The sequence below is a fragment of the Paucilactobacillus oligofermentans DSM 15707 = LMG 22743 genome (assembly GCF_001434315.1).
GTDB classification, from domain to species: Bacteria; Bacillota; Bacilli; order Lactobacillales; family Lactobacillaceae; genus Paucilactobacillus; species Paucilactobacillus oligofermentans.
The window spans coordinates 25,238-43,808 of record NZ_AZFE01000003.1; the positions used below are offsets into that span (position 1 = coordinate 25,238).

Below are 18,571 nucleotides of genomic sequence, written 5' to 3' on the forward strand. Positions count from 1 at the left end.
TTTAAGTATTTGTAGAATCAAAAGAAAGCGATTACATTAAGGCCATGGATATCTGAGAAGTACTGAGCAAGCTTGTTTAATTTATTAGAACTATTTTTTTACTACAATTTGTGAATTATTTAATTAAGGTGGCGAGTCTATGGAAAAGTATCAGATAGTAACTGAAAATGATATTAAGATTGGGATGACCGGTGAATTTTGCAAAGAGGTAATCAAAGAGAATATTGAACAATTTGCAAAAATTACTGGCGATGAAAATCCAATGCATATGGATAATAATTTTGCTAAAACAACCCAATTTGGTAAGAGAATCGCACATGGAATGTTTTCTGCATCACTGATTTCGGCAGTGATTGGAATGAAGATTCCTGGCCCAGGGGCGATTTATCTTGGGCAAAGTCTTAATTTTAAAGCACCAGTGTATTTTGGCGATGTACTGGTTGCAAAAGCAACGGTAGTAAAGATAAGTCAAAAAGCTAACTTCAAAATTGTGACACTTGATACGGTAGTAACTAATCAGGATGGTGTAATCGTAACAGATGGTCAAGCTAAAGTTATTCCAGTAAAAAAATAAAAGAATGAGTGAGATGGAGTCATAAGCACTTTCCAGTTTGATTCCAAATAAAATAATTAAAGGGGCAAATTATAATGTTAGGAAAAATGATTAAAATCGATAAAAAATTTAAAGGGAACGTTGCTCGCAGTGTTAATCCTTATGGATGTCATCAAGAAGTTTTAAATCAGATTAAGTATGTGAAAGAAAATGGTCATTATGATGGTGCTAAAAAAGCTTTAATTATTGGAGGGTCATCTAGCTATGGACTTGCGAGTCGAATTACTCAAGCATTTGGATCAGGAGCAGACACAATTAGTGTAGCTTTTGAACGACCAATTAAAGATGAAACAATGCTTGGAACTGCAGGCTGGTGGAACAATATTTATTTTAAGCAGGAAGCTGAAAAAGCGGGCTTAATAGCTAAAAACTTTAATGGCGATTGTTTTACTGAAAAAATGAAAGAACAGGTTTCTGAATATATTAAGGATGAATTTGGTGGCAAAATCGATTTGCTAGTTTATTCAGTTGCGGCTCCAAAGAGAGCTAATCCAGAAAATACTGATGAAGTTTGGCGTTCACAAATGAAACCAATTGGTAAGGACGTTACTGGCTATAATGTTAATCTCGAACAAGATGCATTGGTTGAACAAACAATTGAAGCAGCAACTCCTGAAGAGGTTGCTGATACTGTCCATGTTATGGGTGGTGAAGATTGGGAATTGTGGGTTAAATTCCTTAAAGATCAAGGATTATTAGCCGATGGTTTTAAAACAATCTTATATTCATATATTGGTTCACCAGTTACTTATGATTTTTATCATGAAGGTACGTTGGGCAAAGCTAAAGATGCTGCTGAAGAATCATCACATAGAATAGGAAAAATTATCGAAGATATTAATGGTGAATCGCTAATCAGTGTATCAAAAGCAGTAACAACCAAGGCATCATCTGTAATTCCAATTTTCCCAGTGTATTGCATAGCCCTTTATAAAGTCATGCAAGAAAAAGGAACACATGAAACACCAATTATGCATAAAGATCGTTTATTCCGTGATATGGTTTATGGAAATAAACGTGAAATTGATGATCATGGTCGCCTTCGTCCGGATTCATGGGAACTTGATGAAGATACTCAACGTAAAACACTTGATTTGATGAATAAAATCACACCAGAAAATTTCAATACAGATTTAACTGGATATGAAACATTCAAAAAAGAATTCTTACAAATTAATGGATTTGAGGTTGAAGGTTCAAATAATGAAACGGTTGATTTTGATGAAATTAGCAAATTAGAGCCATAGGAGATGTTAACATGTCAGTCAAATTTATTGATAGTAAAACGGCTATTAATCAAATCCCAGATGGAGCTACGATTGCTCTAGAAGGATTCCTGGGATCTGATGTTCCCGAAGAAATTCTAGAAAACTTGCATAAAACTTTTCTGGAAACAGGTCATCCAAAGGCATTGACGTTTTATCACGCTTCCGGTATTGGTAATGGTAAAAGTCGCGGAACTAATAATTTAGCCGAGCCAATAATGGTTAAAAGAATTGTTGGCGGTCATTGGGCGCTTGCACCACAATTAGAACCACTTGTAGAGAATAATGAAATTGAAGCTTATTGTTTTCCACAAGGAGTTTTATCGCAGATATTTAGGGATTCTGCAGCACATAAACCAATTCATATATCGAGTGTAGGTTTAGGAACATTTATTGATCCAGACTTGCAAGGTGGAAAATTAAATGAAAGTGCTAAAGAAGACTTAGTTTCAAAAATTAAAATTAAAGGTAAAGATTATCTTGCTTATGAGGTTCCAAAGCCAAATATTGCATTGCTACGAGGGTCATTTGCAGACGAAGATGGAAATATTACTTTTGAAGACGAGCCGTTAACATTAGAATCGACGTCTATTGCAATGGCAGTTCATAACAATGGTGGAAAAGTAATCGTATCCGTTAAAAGAATTCTAAAAAGTGGATCAATGGATCCTAAAGCAATACGAATTCCAGGAGTACTCGTTGATGTAGTATGTGAAACAGATGATGAAACAATGACACAACAAAGTACAGCAACAGTTTATAACCCAGACTTTGTAAAACCATCGGTTATGAAATCTGAAGGAGCAATCAACGTACCTTTAGATTTTAAAAAAGTTATAGCTAGACGTGCGGCTATGTTTTTAGATCCGGAAGACAGAGTTGTTAATTATGGAATTGGTAAATATCCAGAAACGGTATCATTAGTATTGAAGGAAGAAAATGCTGCTAATAATATAACGACGACGGTTGAACCGGGTACTTTTGGTGGAGTTCCACTTGGTGGTGGTGATTTTGGATGTGCTATTTCACCACAAGCAACTATTGACCAACCGTATATGTTCGATTTCTATGATGGTGGCGGAATCGATATAACATTCCTTGGATTAGCTGAATTGGACCAGCAAGGAAATATAAATGTATCAAAATTTGGTCCTAAGATTGCTGGTGTTGGTGGGTTTGTTAATATCACTCAAAATACTAAAACAACAGTTTACACTGGAACGTTTACTGCAGGTGGCTTTTGTGCAGACGTCGAAAATGGTGAATTGCACATCACGCAAGAAGGTAAAAAAGATAAACTTGTTGATAATGTAGAGCAGATTACATTTAGTGGACATGTTGCATATGAAAATGGACAGAATGTTTATTACGTTACTGAACGTGCTGTATTTAAACTAGTAAATGGTGGAATTGAGCTTATCGAGATTGCACCCGGTGTAGATTTGACTAAAGATGTATTAGACCATATGTCATTTAAACCAATCATTAGCAAACAATTGAAGTATATGGATGAACGTATTTTTAATGATTGTAAGATGGGAAATGTGAATAATGAGGCTTCAGAATTAGTTAAAGTTCATGTGAATGTTTGAAAAAATTATTGAACCACTCTTGGGTATAATCGAGCACTTGGCTATGCTTGACGTTATCCAAGGTACATAAACTAATATTCCAAGGGAAAAATGGAGTTATTTGACGGTGTTCGATATTCTTGCCCGCAAAATTTTTACCAATAGGCGAAGCCATTAAAGTAACAACATCTAATTCTTGACACATATTAAGAAGTAAATCCCAAGCTCCAGATTGAAAGAAAAAATTGGGCTCTGCTTGTAATTTTCTTAGTCGTTGTTTCCACTGATAAGTCACCATAAAACTATCGTCTAGTGAAACAACTTTTTCTTTGACAATTTCTGTAAATGGAATAACGCCAGAAATATCATGAAAGCGATGATTTTTATTGAACCAAACAGAAACGGAATCTTTAACAATTGTAATTTCATTAATATCAGGATAGGTAGCTGGAGAAACAAGTACCGCAATGTCAATATCTTGAAGCATTAACATTTTTTGTAAGTCATAAGCACCAGTTTCAATAATATTTAGTTTAATTAATGGATTTTCCTGAATAAATCGTGGAATGGCTTCATTAAAAAGGGTGGAAATAATAACTGGTGGAATTCCAATGTTAATCGTGCCTTTTCGCTCTGATGAAGTTGTTTGAAAAGCATTAATCATTAAATTGAATTCGTGATCAATCTTTCGACCGGAGGCAATTAATTCCTGACCGGATTCTGTTAGTCCGGTTATACGGTTACGTTTTCTGGTGAAAATGTTATTATCTTCAACTCGTTCTAAATCATTAACAGACTTACTTAATGCCGGTTGTGAGATATGAAGCCGATTAGCAGCTTTTGTTAAATTGTAGTTGTTGTCGACAATGCACATTAAGTATTCAATATGTTTAATATCCATGATGACCTCCATTTTAATTAAGGATGTGTAATTGTGAGCAAATTAGAAAGTAGATATTTAAATGACTTAGTTGTTAAAGTTAGACAAGAATTGAGTCGTGATAATCCAGTTATTATAGGTATTTCAGGTAATATTGCTGTAGGTAAAACTACATTTGCTAAAAAAATAGTATCTGTTTTAGATAAAGAATTTAGTGATAAAAGTATTAATTTAGTGTGTACAGATTCATTCTTATATACGAACAAATATTTAAAAGAGAATTATATATTTAATCGTAAAGGTTTTCCGGAAAGTTATGATAGTGCATTGATTAATGATTTTATTAATTCAGTGACCAGCCATCAGCGAGTTAAAGTACCGGTGTATAGTCATAAAATTAATGATATTTCTGAAGTGAAAAATACTATAAATAAACCAGATATTATTGTTATTGAGGGATTAATTACTTTAAGAAAACCGTTGAATGATTTAATAAGTATTAGTATATTTTTAGAAGCCGATGAAGAAGATGTATTTGAATGGTATCAAAATAGATGCTATGACAGTATTAATTATGTATCAGCTAACTATGAAAACTTTAATAACAATATTTACAATATATGGGTTGAAGTAGATAAATTAAATTATCAAAAAAACATTGAACCTACAAGAAACTACGCAGATAATATTTTGATATTTAATGATGTACATGAGTTAGTCGATGTGAAAGATCAATTAGTTAATCAAGGAGGTATTAATCATGCAGTTTGTAACTAGTGATGGAGTTAAGTTGGAGTACGATGATGATGGTCACGGAATGCCAGTGGTAATTACAACTGGGTATGCAGGATTTAAAGAAATTTGGCATCAACAAGTCCGTGCTTTAATAAGCAATGGTTACAGAGTGATTAATTTAGATCGTCGTAATCATGGTCGATCTGAGCAAACCGATAAAGGACTGAGAATGAGTCGACAAGGTAAAGATATTCAAGAATTATTAGCGTACCTTAATATCAATAAATTTAATGCGATGGGAAATTCAATGGGAGCTGCAACTTTTTGGGCCTATGTTTCGTTATTTGGAGATGGATGTATTAATAAAATGATTTCAGTTGATCAATCACCTAAAATGATTACTGATAGTAGCTGGCCATATGGTTTGCTTGATTTAACTTGGAATAACTTCCCCAAAGCATCGGAAGAAATGTATGGTGTGAAGACTACTGTGAAGAATATTGATAATGAAACATATAAAATTTTGAAGAAGGATCAAAATGGTTATGAGTTTGATTATGAATTGAATAAATCGTTACTATATGATCATGCATTTCAAGATTGGCGTGATATTATTGAATCTATGCAGTGTCAGACACTATATATAGCTGGCGCACAAAGCCCATTTTGGTCAAGTGATCATGCCAAAGAGGCAGCAAGAATTAGCTCAAATGGTGAATATGCTGTTGTTCAAGATTCAGGCCATATTGTTATGGCGGAGCAAACAGAAAAATTTAATAAACTTATGTTAGATTTCTTTGATAAATAGTACTATTAATACTCTTGATAGCGCTTTCTATAGCGGCTATATAAGCAGATTGTACTATTTATTTATGATTGTCAACATCAGGTTATAAATAAAAATAGATAATGTTTGTCTTGAATTTAAATAATATAAATTTTAATTAATACCTGACTAATTTTAATAAAATACGTTTTTTAAAGAGCACTTATAATTTATGAGTGCTTTTTTAGTATTATCATCCCTGTTTTAGAATCATTCTAAACTGCACTATATCAAGGCTTTAACTGCTTTTTGACGTTGACATTCAGGGATATAAATGAGAGCATAATTAGTAACGATTTAGATTATTTTGTCTATTAAAACACCTAGGGAGAATCCGAATGACACAGCAGCAATCAAAAATTAAAGAGTTAGTTTCAATTGGAATTTATACAGCGGTTTACTTTTTAGTGGTCTGTTTTTCAACGGCACTTTTGAAATTAACAGTTCCAATTTTTAATTCAATTATGATTCCAGCGTTAAATGCATTATTAGCCGGAATTGTTTACCTATTAGTACTAGATAAAGTTAATCGTTTTGGGGCATTAACCACCATCGGATCAGTTACCGGTCTTTTCTTTTTGATTACTGGCCATTTCCCTTTAGCTTTTGTTCCTGGGGTAGTCTTTTCATTATTAGCTGATTTAATCCAATATAAAACTCAATTAAACCAAAAAGTTAAGTTATATCTTGGTTATACACTGTTTAGTTTTGGTCTGACAGGGCCATTATTACCATTATGGTTTATGAAACGCGCATATATTAATGAATTAGCCAGTCGCGGAAAGAGCCAAGCTTATATTGATCATGTTTTTTCAGCAATTACTAGCACAAGTTTTATCGTTTGTATTATTTCAATTCTGATTAGCAGTGTCATTGGCATGATGATTGGACTAAAGATTTATCGTAAATACTTTGCAGCACAGGAAGGTTCTATCAATGCCGACGAGGGTTAATTTTGATCCCAGAACTAAATTAATTATTGTATTATTGACGACATTAATTTTTATCTTAAATATTTCATTTATGATTGAAATTATTTTCGTCATTTTTTTGAGTTGTCTACTAATGCTAAATGGTAATCACAAACTGGGTGTAATATATTTAGTTATTTTTAGTTTATTAATATTATGTAATTTGACTATTTTTAGTGAAATTAATGATTCGTGGTCAATCTTGGGATCGTTTTTATTGATTGGTGGTCGACGAATTTTACCAACTTTGATGGCGGCAACTTTTGCGATGACCAATACGCATATTGGTGAATGGGTTGCGAGCTTACAAAAATTAAAGTTACCATTTAATTTGATTTTACCCTTAGTAATCGTCTTTCGATATTTTCCGACGTTGCTAAATAATACTAAAGCAATTTTTAAAGCGCTTAAATTTAGAGGATTAATTACCAATAAGTTTGAATTGATTTTGCATCCAATTAAAGGTCTGGAATATATTCTTGTGCCGATTTTAGTTTCAACCGATACCATTGCGACCGAATTGAGTTCCGTAGTTTTTATTCGGGGAATGGGTAATCAAATGCCACATACCAGCATTTATGCGAATCGGTTTCAATGGTTAGATTGGCTAGTAATCGTAGTAAGTGTGTTATTGATGATTGGAGGAATCGTAATTTGATTGACTTATATGAGGTAAATTATTTCCGTGACTCAAATAAAATTATCAATCAGGTAAATTTACATATTAACCGCGGTGAAGTTGTCGCTTTATGCGGCGAAAGTGGTAGTGGAAAGTCATCGCTATTAAATGTGATGAGTGGTTTAGCGCCGGGGATGATTGGCGGCAAACTAACTGGTACCCGAAAAATTATGGGTGAAATCGATGCTGATCAATTATTTCAAACGTTTGCTAACAAAATTGGCATGGTCTTTCAAAATCCCGATAGTCAGTTTATTAACCCGGATGTATATTCAGAATTAGCTTTTGCAATGGAAAATATGGGAATTGAACGAGACCAGATGTATCGACGGATTAATGAAATGGTGGAATCATTTAATTTTGAAGAATTATTGCAGCGCCCAATTACCAGTTTATCTGGTGGTCAAAAACAATTAGTTGCCTGTATGGCATCGATGATCCTTGATCCAGAATTATATTTATTAGACGAACCAACTAGTAATTTGGACGAGCAATCAATCCAGCTATTATCAAAGCGGTTAATGACATTAAAACAACGAAAAAAAACAATTGTCATCGCCGAACATCGGTTAGATTATTTGCGCGATTTAGTAGATCGATACATTATTATGGATCACGGACAGTTGCTGGCAGATATTCCATCAGCTGAATTTTGGCAACATTCAACAGAATATCAAGAACGATATCATTTAAGGAATTTATTTAAGCCACAAATTAATTTGTCAGTTGCACCAATTCAACAATCAGCAGAAAATCAAATTACTTTAAAGATTGATGAATTAAAATTTCAGTATCCACGGACTAAAATGGCTTTAAAAAGTTCGCAACTGGAGTTAAATAATCAAGATGTAATTGGAATTATTGGTGAAAATGGTGCCGGTAAATCAACTTTGCTGCAATTAATTGCTGGATTATTGAAACCTAAACAAGGATTATTTTGGTTAAATCAGCAAAAATTAACTGGTAAAGCTAAGCTCAAATATTCATTCGTTGTGATGCAAAACGTCCGGATGCAATTATTTTTTGAGAGCGTGGAAAAGGAACTTGGTAATGGTACTAACGAAATTAAAAATAATGAGTTAATTGAATTATTATCATTACAGAAATTATTTAAGCGTCGCCCACAAAGTCTATCCGGGGGGCAACAACAATTAGTCGCAATTGCGACGGCGTTATTATCTAATAAGCAATTCATTTTATTTGATGAACCAACAAGTGGCTTGGACTATGAAACGATGTTACATCTGAGTCAAATAATTAATAAAATTCGTCAGCGAAAAGTCTTAATTATTATTGTGTCGCATGATTTAGATTTTATCAATATGACTTGTAGCCGAGTGATTGAGATGTCGCATGGACAAATTAAAACGATGAATCGAGGACAAGCAAATGATTAAAAAATTATGGAAATTAGGTCATGCTGAGCGGTGGCGAAGCATGGTTTTAGTCTTTTGTCAGTGGACCAGTGCGATGTTGGTAGTGACAATTTTATGGTTAGCGGCCAATTATATCAGTACTAATCGCTGGTCACTGGGTTTATTAATGACAGTCGTAGTACAAATTATTGTGATGCTAGCTTATGGTATTTGGGGAGTAAATCGATTAAGTGATCGATGGGCAACCGCGGCTAGTGAAGAGCTACAACAGCGATTTATCGGTTATTATCTTAATGATCAGAGCGTTGATCAAGCACAAACGATGCAAATTATTCATCAAGATTTAGGAACTATTAAAGGATTAGCGGTTTTTTATGACACAATTATCCCTACGATTTTGCAATTAATTTTAACCGGCCTCGTAATGACGATAACAATTTTATTTGTTCATCCAATCACAGTTTTAATTCCGTGGTTAAGTATTGTCGCAATTGTAATTTTAATGGGAATGCTCCAAGGAATGGGACATAAGAAAAATAATTCGTATATCAAAAGCTTTAATCAAATGGGTCAACGCTTTTTGGATGATTTTAAGGGGATGAATACGTTGATTATGTATCATCGTCAACATCTGTATGCCAAAAAATTTGCGTCAGATTCAGAAAACTATCGTCAAAAAACAATGGGAATTTTAATCTATCAATTACAGACACTTACGATTATGGACTTTTGCCTATATGGTGCGTTAGGTTGGTTTGTATTAGCACAAGGGTTTGCAGTTAAAGCCGGTACGATGGAAATGCCAGCTGCCGTTTTGATTAGTGCAATCGTTTGTGTGTGGTTAATTGATTTCCGTAAATTTGGTTATTTTATTCATATCTTTATATCATTACTACCTAAAATTAATCGCCTGTTTAAACTGATTGATAGTGATGAAAGCAAGGAACAATTTAAGAATAATCAATCAGTTAATTTAAAGTTACAACGTATTGAACTGCAAGGCTCAATTTCTTTTGGTGATCATGAAATTTTAAATAATAGCTCATTAACTTTAACTAAAGGACAGTTAATTGGGTTGACCGGTCCTAGCGGTAGCGGTAAAAGTACAATTGCTAAATTATTGATGAAACAACTTGAAATGCCAACCAGCAATATTTTAGTTAACGGTGTACCGTTATCAAAAATAACACGTGAACAATGGTGGCAATCAATTGGTTATTTAGGTCCAGAAATGGTGCTGTTTGAAGGAACGATTGAAGCTAATTTATTGTTGGGGATGAAGTCTGAAATGGACTGGCGTCAAACTTTAAAGCAATTAAACTTATGTAATTTTGTTTATCAGTTACCTGATCAATTTCAAACCATGGTTGGTGAAAATGGATCATTAATTTCACCAGGCCAAAAGCAGCAATTGGCAGTTGCTCGGGCAATTTTAGCCGATAAACAGGCGTATGTTTTTGATGAAATAACTTCAAATATTGATGGTGAAAATGCGAAAACGATTTTAGCAGCTATTCATCAATTGGCTAATGATAAAATTGTGTTATTAATTACTCATCGATTGGAAGATATTAAACATTTGCAGCAAGTTTATTTATTGGATCAACAAACATTAGTGGCGGGATCATCGGAAGAATTAAGCGCACAGGTTCCAGCTTTTAAACGCTTAATAGATGAACAAACCCGTTTGATATCTGAGGTGAACGCCTAATGAGAATTTTAATGAGATTATTAAAACAAGCTGGTAAGTTAAATTTTATTTTGCTAGCTAGTGTTCTATCCGGGATTTTAGCAACGTTGTTTCAGGTTGGTATTATTAGTTTAAGCTTTAGTTCAATTATGACCCAATTGCACTATTTTCCGTGGTTAATATTATTAGGATTAGCGATTGTTAGTGGGCTTTGCCGATTTGGGGAACAATACTTAGGTCACTTAGTGGCGTTTAAAATTCTATCCAAATTTCGTAATTTAACTTATCAAAAAATCATGCAGTTAGCGCCAGCAAAATTAGATGGACAACATAGTAGTGATATTTTAAAATTATTAGTCCAAGATATTGAGAAAATTGAAATTTTTTATGCGCATACCCTGTCGCCCATTTTGATTGCGGTAATTGTGACGTTAGCGCAAGTGATATTTTTTTGGATGATTAATCCATTTTTAGGATTAGTTGCCTTAATTGCCTATGTAGTGATGGGTTGCTTATTGCCAGTCCTTAATGCGCGTACCATGAGTGCTTCAGCTCAGGAACTTAGTCAAAGCGAAACTAGAAATCAACGGTTATTGTCAGAAATGGTTAGTGGAAAGTTTGAATTGCAACAATATCAAGCGGTTGAAAGTAAAATTGCTGAAATTAATCATGAAACTCAAGAATATTGGCGATTTAATCAAGTTAAGAGTGCCAAACAAGAACGTCAGACTATTTTAATGCAGTTGACGTTAATCGTAAGTCTAATTATTTTTTTAGTAGTGGACTTAAAAACTGCTAGTTCATTTGTAGCTGTTTTGATTTTCCCATTTACATTTGGACGGGTACTAGCGTTAGCCTCGTTGCCAGGATCTTTAGCTGGCGGGATGTTAGCTGCCAAAAATCTATTTGCTTGGTTTGACGAGAAATCGGTAGTTAGTGATCAAGGGCAACTTGAATTGAACTCGATTGAAGAAATTAAATTAGATAACGTGAAATTTGCTTACCCTACTCGGTTGAATGATTTGATTTTAACTAATGCTAGTTTGCAGGTTAATCAAGGCGAACGGATTGGTTTAATTGGTAAAAGTGGTGAGGGAAAAAGTACAATTGTTAAACTAATCATGCGCTGGTATCAAGCACAGCAAGGTACAATTAGACTAAATTCCATTGAAAATGAGAAAATTGAACTATCCGAGCAACGTCATTTGATGAATTATGTGTCACAAAATGCACAAATTTTTGCAACGACAATTCGTGAAAATTTAGTCTTGCGTAATGTTAAAATTATGGATAACGAAATTTGGGAGGTTTTAAGGTGGGTTCATTTAGACACGTTAATTAAAAATCTTCCGGAACAGTTAGCAACCGAAATCAGTGCTAGTAAACCAATTCTTTCGGCAGGTGAATTACAAAGATTAGAATTAGCTCGGGCATTATTAAATAGAAGCTCATTATTAATTTTGGATGAGCCAACGAGTAATTTAGATGTTGTAAATGAAGCGATTATCTTAAACGCGGTTAAGCAACATTATGCTGGCACAGTGATAATTGTTACGCATCGAATGAGTACCTTGTCAATTTGTAATCGAGTATTACGTTTGAATCACGGTCAATTAGAACCAGCTTAATAAGCCAAAATAGATACCACGACAATTATTGGAAAATGTCGTAGTATCTATTTTTTTGTCAATTAAATATATGGCTGGTAATTAACTTTTAAACGAGTAGCAATGGTTTTGATTTCTTCAAGGGTTCGATCATCAATTTCAATCCCATTCTTAATATTATTTTGATAAGCTAAAGCTTCTTTATCACCGGCGATGTAAATGGTTTTTCCGGGAATTGTTGGTAGTGAACGAATATCTTGTAGGTAGTTTGAAAACTTATCGAAAATCGCCGTTTTATCACCAAAAATTTCAGGATCAATGGCGACAAAACTTTGACAAGGACCCACGGATAGGTCAGTGGGGGTGATTTCATTAGAAATATTGCCCATCGAAAGAATAGAGGTAAATACTTCTACGATAACTCCTAAACCAAAGCCTTTGTGACTACCAGTATCCTCGGTAACGCCACCTAATGGAGCTAAACCAACATTAGCATCTGGATCACGTAACAAATCAAGATTAGTATTGTCATTGTGATCGTAGATGGGGGTTTTACCATCTTTTGCGACCCACAATGCAGGGAGATCTTGTTCCAGTTTACGGTATACTTCTACTTTTCCTTGTGCAACTGTTGTCGTAGCGACGTCAAAAATAAAATTGTGTGGATTAGCCGGCATAGCAAAAGCAATAGGATTTGTACCGATAAAAGCTTTGGTGGCATGGGTTGGTAACATCGCGGGTCGTGAATTACATGATGACATACCCATTAAGCCTTGTTCAGCTGCCATGTTAGCATAGTAGCCAGCAATCCCATAATGACCTGAATTACGAGTAGTGATAATGCCAATGCCGTGAGCTTTCGCTTTTTTGATGGCTAGTTCCATACTGTAAATGCCATTTAATTGACCTAAGCCAAAGTGAGCATCAACAACGGCACTGACGTTAGTTTCTTTGACAATTTCAGGGGTACTGTTAACGCGAATTTTACCATTTTGAATAAAATTATCATACATTATTAGGCGTTGAACCCCATGTGATTCAATTCCGTGTAAGTCAGTATAAATCAACATCTCAGCGGCTTGGTGACTTTGCTCAGCTGAAAAACCATATGCAAGATAAATATTATCAATTAATTTGTTAATTTTATGACTATCATATCTTTTTATCATGTTATTTTAATCTCCCATGCCTAGTATTGTTGTAATGTAGTTCACATGCTAATTATTAAATTAAAAAAAGTCAATCTATTTTTAATTATATTTTAATTTAAAAATATAATTATAGCGATCGATAATTGATTTTAGGTAATTTAATACGAAAATTTGTGTTAACTTGGTACAATGAGATTATTAATCTAAAGGATGGTAACTAAATGGTTGATCTGTTAATTTTAGCTGAAAAGGCTAGTGCGGCCAAACATATGGCTAAAGCATTCGGTGGAATGACGGGAACAGTTGCTGATAAAACTTATAAAATTGTGCATGCCCATGGTCATTTAATGGAGTTCAAAGAACCTGAAAAAATGGTTACGACTGAAGAAGATAAACAACGATATAGTTCATGGTCCGATATGAAAACCATGCCATGGAACGAAGCTGATTTTTCATGGGCCAAGACGTATGCGAAATCATACAATTCATACACAAAGAAATCAAAATCAACACGAGAAGATATTACGGCAATCAAAGCCGAAGCTGCTAATGCTGAATCAATTCTACTAGCAACTGATAATGATCCATCTGGTGAAGGTGATTTGCTTGGTTGGGAGATTGTGAACGCGATTAAATGGAAAAAGAAAGTTTATCGAATTCGATTTGCTGATGAGACCCCCAAATCTTTGAATCAAGCACTGCAACAAATGGTAGAAATTACTGATCAATTTAAACAAGGTGAATATCTTAAATCAGATGCCCGCAGTAAGTGGGATTTCTTATCAATGCAGTTAACACGGATTTCAACGTATGCCGCCCGACAAGCTGGTTACCGAGTGAAAGTAATTAATCAGGGGCGCTTAAAGTCGGTAATTGTGTTAAAAATTTGGCAGCAACAACAGTTAATTGATCAATATATTAAAACCCCGTATTTTGAAGCGAAATTTAAGGATCCGGCTGGTCATATTTTTGCCAGAAATCTAAAGGATGATCAACAAAAACAAGCCGCTCGATTTACTGATGAAAAAAGTGGTCGTGAAGATATTGCTAAATACACCAAAAGTCCAGTCGCAAATATCAAACGAGTTCGTAAATTTCAAGCACCGGGATCAATGATTGATTTAGCTAAATTAGGTTCGATTTTAGCCAAACAAGGCTTTAATTCCAAGGAAGTTTTAGCTACTTATCAAAAAATGTATGAGGCGGAAATTGTCTCATATCCACGTACAGAAGATAAAAAGATTACTCAAGAACAATATAATGAGTTATTACCGGTAATTGATGCCATTGCAGCTGTTGTGGGGGCCAATCAACAATTACTGACACATCGTGTGTTGCGAAGTAAGCACCATGCTAACGAAGCAGCCCATGGGGCCAACCGCCCAGGAGTTAAAGTGCCAAATTCATTATCAGCTTTAACTAAGTATGGTCCCAGTGCGCAAGCAATTTACCGGACCTTAGCATTAAATTATTTAGCTATTTTGGGTGAAGATTATGAATTTGAACGAGTGACTGCGGAACTAGAAAAATATCCTGAATTTAAAACGGGCTTTAATGTGCCAGTTAAATTAAACTATAAGGCGATTTTTGATGATACTGAGGGCGATGATGAGCCAACTGAAGCCAAGAGTGATGAAGTTGGCCCAGAAGCAGAACCGTTTGTATATCAAGGGGCGAATCCTAAACCAACCAGACCAAGTGCTGATTGGATTGGTAAATTTTTGGAAAAACATAATATTGGAACTGGGGCCACCAGACTAGGAGTTCAAGCGCAGTTAACGAGTGGTAAAAATGCGTTTATTTTAGAAAAGCGTGGATTTTATACGTTAACTCAACCAGGGACAATTGCAGCTGTACTCGTGAGGGATAGTTGGATTGGTTCACCAAGTATTACGAAGCAATTATTTGATCATATGGATGCCGTGGGCAAACTGAACGAGGTACCTTCAGTGGTAGTTAATTCAGCCACCAAAGTCATTGAACACGATTTACCAATTATTTTGAAAAATAGTCAAGAATTAGCACAATTGGTTGGATCATCACAAAATGTTAAATCAGTTAAGAAGTTTAAAGCTAAGCCGAAAACTAAAGGCCAATATTTAGATGGTCAAGAAATTGAATTTAGTTCAACTTGGGGTGGTCATCAATTTACTGCCGATGAAATTCAAAAAATGCTACAAGGATCAATTATTTCATTTGATGCGACTAGCAAGTATGGTAAGGCTTATACGGCAACGGGAACATTAAAACAGCAAACCTATAAAGGTAAAAAGTTTTGGGGCTTTAAAGCCAATTTTGGAAAGTAGCTAATGAAGTATATCAGGATTTTACTGATATACTTTATTTTTTTGCTGTCGATTCCAAATGGAGAGGCCAACTAAATAACTAGTGAATTTATATTTACTAAGGATGCCACTCAAACCAAAAGTGAAAAGCCAAACGAATAGGTAGCCAATTGGTAATAAAAGTAATATGATCCACGCTGGTAAATTAATTAGATCTAGAATCCCGTAAAGCATCATTAGGGGGATGGTTTGGGTTAAGTACACGCCAAACGAATATTGAGCACCAAGATGAACGTATTTTTTTATAGTACGATTGGCACGGTTAACATACGAATGACCAAGCAACCAGGTAGTTGAAATGATGAAAATACTATAGATTAATAAATATGGTTGATGGATTAATTCACTACGGCTAAGACTCAAAGCTAAAATTTCTTGATTGTAATTAAATAGTCCCAGTGTCCCAACAGCCAAAATAATGGTAATTATATAAATCCATCGGTGCCATTGTAGCCAAATTTGGGTGAACTTTTGATAATTTGAGGCCGTAAAAGCACCAAAAATAAAGTAAAACTGATAAGTGAAAACATTCATGCCATATGAGCGGAAGAAAAATGGCCAATTACTGCGATCAATTCCAGGTAACCAATATTTTATCCAAAATAAAAAGGCTAATTGGAGGATGAAACTGATGGATAAAACTAGCCATTGTCGATTGATGGTTCTCCACCAACGAATAAATAATGGGAAGAGTAAATAGAATTGGATGATAACAAATAAAAAGTACATATAAAATTGGTTACCATGAATTAGAATTAATCTGAGGCCACTAAAATATTGAGACCAATTTAAGTGGTGATTTAAGTAAAATATTTTTGGCAAAAATAAGGCAGCATTCCAAAATAAATATGGAATGCCGACACGTCGAGCTCGGCGGTACCAAAATGACCAAGGTGAACCTGGATTTTGTTGATAGTGATGAACTAAAACTAATCCGGTGATAAACATAAAACCGAACCGAGTGAAATGAAGAGATAAATGTGACATTTCTAGGAGTGAACGGCTAAGGGTGCCATGCTGCATATTGTGAGCATATGCGGTAGTGACGTGATTAATTAGAACGCCGGAAATGAAAATTAATCGCATTAGATCAACTTCATATAAGTAAGATTTTGGGTTGTGATTATTCATTTAATTGCCTCGCTTTGTTTTGATGTTAGCAAGCAATTATGAATTTTATAGGGATAAATTTACGATTTTAATTAGAAAATGAATAACATCTTATGATTATCTTGTGATTGCAGAATTCTAGTGAATAATTTATAAAAATACGATGATTGTCTTGTCTGATTGAATGTTTAGGGTATAATATAAAGCGACTGATAAAAAGCTTTTGGGAGGAGTTACAGACATTATGATTAAAGATATCATTTTGCGTGATACCGAAATAATTAAGATTAAGATTTTGAAAATATTGATTAGTTTACCAAATCATGCAATTTCAAACAAAGAAGTTACTAAACAAACTGGGGTATCACAGTTTAGATTACAAAATTTAATCGAAGAATTAGATACTGAAATTAATCAACACATTACTGATGCTAATGTGTCGTTTGAATATGATAATAATTATCTGGTTGCACACAACTTGAATTTTTCCCACGTACGATTATTACGGCTAGAATATATTGTTAATTCAAATTCATTTAAAATTCTTCGATATAATCAATTTGAAAATAATCAGTTACCATTGCATGAGTTTTTGGGGACAAATGGAATTGGCCAACCGAATTATTATCATTTACGTAAAGAGTTAGAACCAGTACTAGAACGTAAGACGATTTTTGCGAATGTACCAACTTATATTGATAATTTTGAATATGTTAAACGGCGTAAATTGGCTAGTTTATTTTATTCATATTATGAAGATATTCGTGATCCGTTTCCAGAAGTATCAGACACGGTTGATCTGCTTATCGAGATGATTGATGGCTATATGCCAGTTGAATTATCGAAAGCTAATACGGCTAAGCTAAGAGTATGTATTTCGGTTCAATTAATGCGTATTAAAAATGAAAATTTTTTGAAAAATTATTCGGTACCAATGAGTTTGAAAATTGAAAAGCTAACACAAAAATTTGCCGAAGTTTATCAAGACTTTACAGATGATGCCAGAATTGATGTGCAAGCTGAATCAATTTTCTTGTTGAGTGTTTGCTATAGTCAAATTGTGGTTAAAGAACCAGAAAAATATCAAGATTTTGTTGATTTTAACAGTTATGTTCAAAAGAAGAATCAGTCGTTATATACATTTATTGATAAGCTATTGCGTGACAATGCCGTCAATCATCAAGTTGACGAATCGACAATTGAACAAAAAATTGATTATATTTTGCGTTTAAATGAATGGTTATTGATTTTTGATTTAGGTTTTACTGAAGGGGTCCCAGAGGAAGTCTATTATAGTTTGGTCTCAAAATACCCACAGCGTTCGTTAGTATCTGACGAGTATGTTGATAAATTAGCCGCGACTTTTAGTATGGAATTAAGTGAAGATTCACTTAATTATCTTAAATATCACTATTTAATTGGATTTATGGAAATTATTCCGGATGATTCGGTTGATAAAAACGTTAATATTGCCTTAGACTTTACTAATAGTTTTGCGTATTCAGATTATATTAAAATGGTTTTACGCCGTTATCCGTCAATTCATATTGATGAGAATTTAATGGAGCATACAGATATTTATATGAGTGATATGTACTCTACTTATGTTAATATTCCGCAAATTATTTGGCCAAACTTGCCTGAAAAATTAGAATTGCAAAAATTTGAAAAAATAATTCAAACAACGCAGTTTAATAAAATAAAAGCATATAACTAGACTTCAATGAGGCTCATCTTAAAAATAGATGAGCT

General features: G+C 34.1%; 15 protein-coding genes and 1 pseudogene. 13 read left to right on the plus strand and 3 right to left on the minus strand.

Going from position 1 to position 18,571, the window contains the following annotated elements:
- Positions 1–139 precede the first annotated feature (139 nt).
- The 3 genes from FC70_RS00960 (at position 140) to FC70_RS00970 (ending at position 3,470) form a co-directional block, all read left to right on the plus strand.
- The gene (locus FC70_RS00960) at positions 140–574 is read left to right on the plus strand and encodes a MaoC family dehydratase (protein WP_057889174.1); all 435 of its coding nucleotides are present in this window, start codon (positions 140–142) and stop codon (positions 572–574) included.
- An 86-nt stretch (positions 575–660) separates the two neighbouring features.
- A complete protein-coding gene (gene fabV / locus FC70_RS00965) occupies positions 661–1,860 on the plus strand; it encodes an enoyl-ACP reductase FabV (RefSeq protein WP_235804061.1) in 1,200 nt (399 codons plus the stop codon).
- Positions 1,861–1,871: 11 nt separating this feature from the next.
- Entirely contained in the window at positions 1,872–3,470 is a 1,599-nt protein-coding gene (locus tag FC70_RS00970; RefSeq protein ID WP_057889175.1) for an acyl CoA:acetate/3-ketoacid CoA transferase, read from the plus strand.
- Here the strand turns inward: FC70_RS00970 and FC70_RS00975 are convergent.
- Positions 3,448–4,350, minus strand: a complete 903-nt coding sequence (locus FC70_RS00975; RefSeq protein ID WP_057889176.1) for a LysR family transcriptional regulator — start codon at positions 4,348–4,350, stop codon at positions 3,448–3,450. The two genes, FC70_RS00970 and FC70_RS00975, sit on opposite strands and share 23 nt — an antisense overlap.
- Before the next feature lie 33 nt (positions 4,351–4,383).
- Here FC70_RS00975 and FC70_RS00980 point away from each other — a divergent pair, with 33 nt between their 5' ends.
- From FC70_RS00980 to FC70_RS01010, 8 genes and pseudogenes are all read left to right on the plus strand, one after another.
- On the plus strand, positions 4,384–5,106 hold the full coding sequence (locus FC70_RS00980; RefSeq protein WP_057889177.1) for a nucleoside/nucleotide kinase family protein: 723 nt from the start codon (positions 4,384–4,386) through the stop codon (positions 5,104–5,106).
- Positions 5,090–5,872 carry an alpha/beta fold hydrolase gene (locus tag FC70_RS00985; protein WP_057889178.1) on the plus strand — a complete coding sequence of 261 codons (783 nt, stop codon included), beginning with the start codon at positions 5,090–5,092 and terminating at the stop codon, positions 5,870–5,872. The genes FC70_RS00980 and FC70_RS00985 overlap by 17 nt, the downstream gene beginning before the upstream one ends.
- Before the next feature lie 356 nt (positions 5,873–6,228).
- Positions 6,229–6,843: an MptD family putative ECF transporter S component gene (locus tag FC70_RS00990; RefSeq protein ID WP_057889179.1), complete on the plus strand. Its 615-nt coding sequence runs from the start codon at positions 6,229–6,231 to the stop codon at positions 6,841–6,843.
- On the plus strand, positions 6,827–7,519 hold the full coding sequence (locus tag FC70_RS00995) for an energy-coupling factor transporter transmembrane component T (protein ID WP_057889180.1): 693 nt from the start codon (positions 6,827–6,829) through the stop codon (positions 7,517–7,519). The genes FC70_RS00990 and FC70_RS00995 overlap by 17 nt, the downstream gene beginning before the upstream one ends.
- Positions 7,456–8,007 (plus strand): annotated as a pseudogene (locus tag FC70_RS09545) (ABC transporter ATP-binding protein); the annotation flags it as partial. The gene FC70_RS00995 and the pseudogene FC70_RS09545, both read left to right, overlap by 64 nt.
- A gap of 339 nt (positions 8,008–8,346) precedes the next feature.
- Positions 8,347–8,937, plus strand: a complete 591-nt coding sequence (locus FC70_RS09550) for an ATP-binding cassette domain-containing protein (RefSeq protein WP_420835980.1) — start codon at positions 8,347–8,349, stop codon at positions 8,935–8,937.
- Positions 8,930–10,627: an ATP-binding cassette domain-containing protein gene (locus FC70_RS01005; protein ID WP_057889182.1), complete on the plus strand. Its 1,698-nt coding sequence runs from the start codon at positions 8,930–8,932 to the stop codon at positions 10,625–10,627. The genes FC70_RS09550 and FC70_RS01005 overlap by 8 nt, the downstream gene beginning before the upstream one ends.
- Positions 10,628–10,638: 11 nt before the next feature.
- Entirely contained in the window at positions 10,639–12,234 is a 1,596-nt protein-coding gene (locus FC70_RS01010; RefSeq protein ID WP_235804062.1) for an amino acid ABC transporter ATP-binding/permease protein, read from the plus strand.
- A gap of 62 nt (positions 12,235–12,296) precedes the next feature.
- On the opposite strand, the gene FC70_RS01015 is transcribed toward FC70_RS01010, so the two are convergent.
- Positions 12,297–13,382: an Ldh family oxidoreductase gene (locus tag FC70_RS01015; RefSeq protein WP_057889184.1), complete on the minus strand. Its 1,086-nt coding sequence runs from the start codon at positions 13,380–13,382 to the stop codon at positions 12,297–12,299.
- Positions 13,383–13,585: 203 nt separating this feature from the next.
- On the opposite strand from FC70_RS01015, the gene FC70_RS01020 reads away from it, so the two are divergent.
- Positions 13,586–15,670 carry a DNA topoisomerase gene (locus FC70_RS01020; RefSeq protein ID WP_057889185.1) on the plus strand — a complete coding sequence of 695 codons (2,085 nt, stop codon included), beginning with the start codon at positions 13,586–13,588 and terminating at the stop codon, positions 15,668–15,670.
- A 21-nt stretch (positions 15,671–15,691) separates the two neighbouring features.
- On the opposite strand, the gene FC70_RS01025 is transcribed toward FC70_RS01020, so the two are convergent.
- Positions 15,692–16,840 carry an acyltransferase gene (locus FC70_RS01025; RefSeq protein WP_057889186.1) on the minus strand — a complete coding sequence of 383 codons (1,149 nt, stop codon included), beginning with the start codon at positions 16,838–16,840 and terminating at the stop codon, positions 15,692–15,694.
- A 223-nt stretch (positions 16,841–17,063) separates the two neighbouring features.
- On the opposite strand from FC70_RS01025, the gene FC70_RS01030 reads away from it, so the two are divergent.
- Positions 17,064–18,536 (plus strand): hypothetical protein, encoded by a 1,473-nt coding sequence (locus FC70_RS01030; protein ID WP_057889187.1) that lies wholly within the window; start codon positions 17,064–17,066, stop codon positions 18,534–18,536.
- Positions 18,537–18,571: the final 35 nt, after the last annotated feature.

Bases quoted from the DNA above. Each gene is read 5' to 3' on its own strand.
- FC70_RS00960 (WP_057889174.1), top strand. From the start codon at position 140: ATGGAAAAGTATCAGATAGTAACTGAAAATGATATTAAGATTGGGATG.
- fabV (WP_235804061.1), top strand. From the start codon at position 661: ATGATTAAAATCGATAAAAAATTTAAAGGGAACGTTGCTCGCAGTGTT.
- FC70_RS00970 (WP_057889175.1), top strand. From the start codon at position 1,872: ATGTCAGTCAAATTTATTGATAGTAAAACGGCTATTAATCAAATCCCA.
- FC70_RS00975 (WP_057889176.1), bottom strand. From the start codon at position 4,350: ATGGATATTAAACATATTGAATACTTAATGTGCATTGTCGACAACAAC.
- FC70_RS00985 (WP_057889178.1), top strand. From the start codon at position 5,090: ATGCAGTTTGTAACTAGTGATGGAGTTAAGTTGGAGTACGATGATGAT.
- FC70_RS00990 (WP_057889179.1), top strand. From the start codon at position 6,229: ATGACACAGCAGCAATCAAAAATTAAAGAGTTAGTTTCAATTGGAATT.
- FC70_RS00995 (WP_057889180.1), top strand. From the start codon at position 6,827: ATGCCGACGAGGGTTAATTTTGATCCCAGAACTAAATTAATTATTGTA.
- FC70_RS09550 (WP_420835980.1), top strand. From the start codon at position 8,347: ATGGCTTTAAAAAGTTCGCAACTGGAGTTAAATAATCAAGATGTAATT.
- FC70_RS01005 (WP_057889182.1), top strand. From the start codon at position 8,930: ATGATTAAAAAATTATGGAAATTAGGTCATGCTGAGCGGTGGCGAAGC.
- FC70_RS01010 (WP_235804062.1), top strand. From the start codon at position 10,639: ATGAGATTATTAAAACAAGCTGGTAAGTTAAATTTTATTTTGCTAGCT.
- FC70_RS01015 (WP_057889184.1), bottom strand. From the start codon at position 13,382: ATGATAAAAAGATATGATAGTCATAAAATTAACAAATTAATTGATAAT.
- FC70_RS01020 (WP_057889185.1), top strand. From the start codon at position 13,586: ATGGTTGATCTGTTAATTTTAGCTGAAAAGGCTAGTGCGGCCAAACAT.
- FC70_RS01025 (WP_057889186.1), bottom strand. From the start codon at position 16,840: ATGAATAATCACAACCCAAAATCTTACTTATATGAAGTTGATCTAATG.
- FC70_RS01030 (WP_057889187.1), top strand. From the start codon at position 17,064: ATGATTAAAGATATCATTTTGCGTGATACCGAAATAATTAAGATTAAG.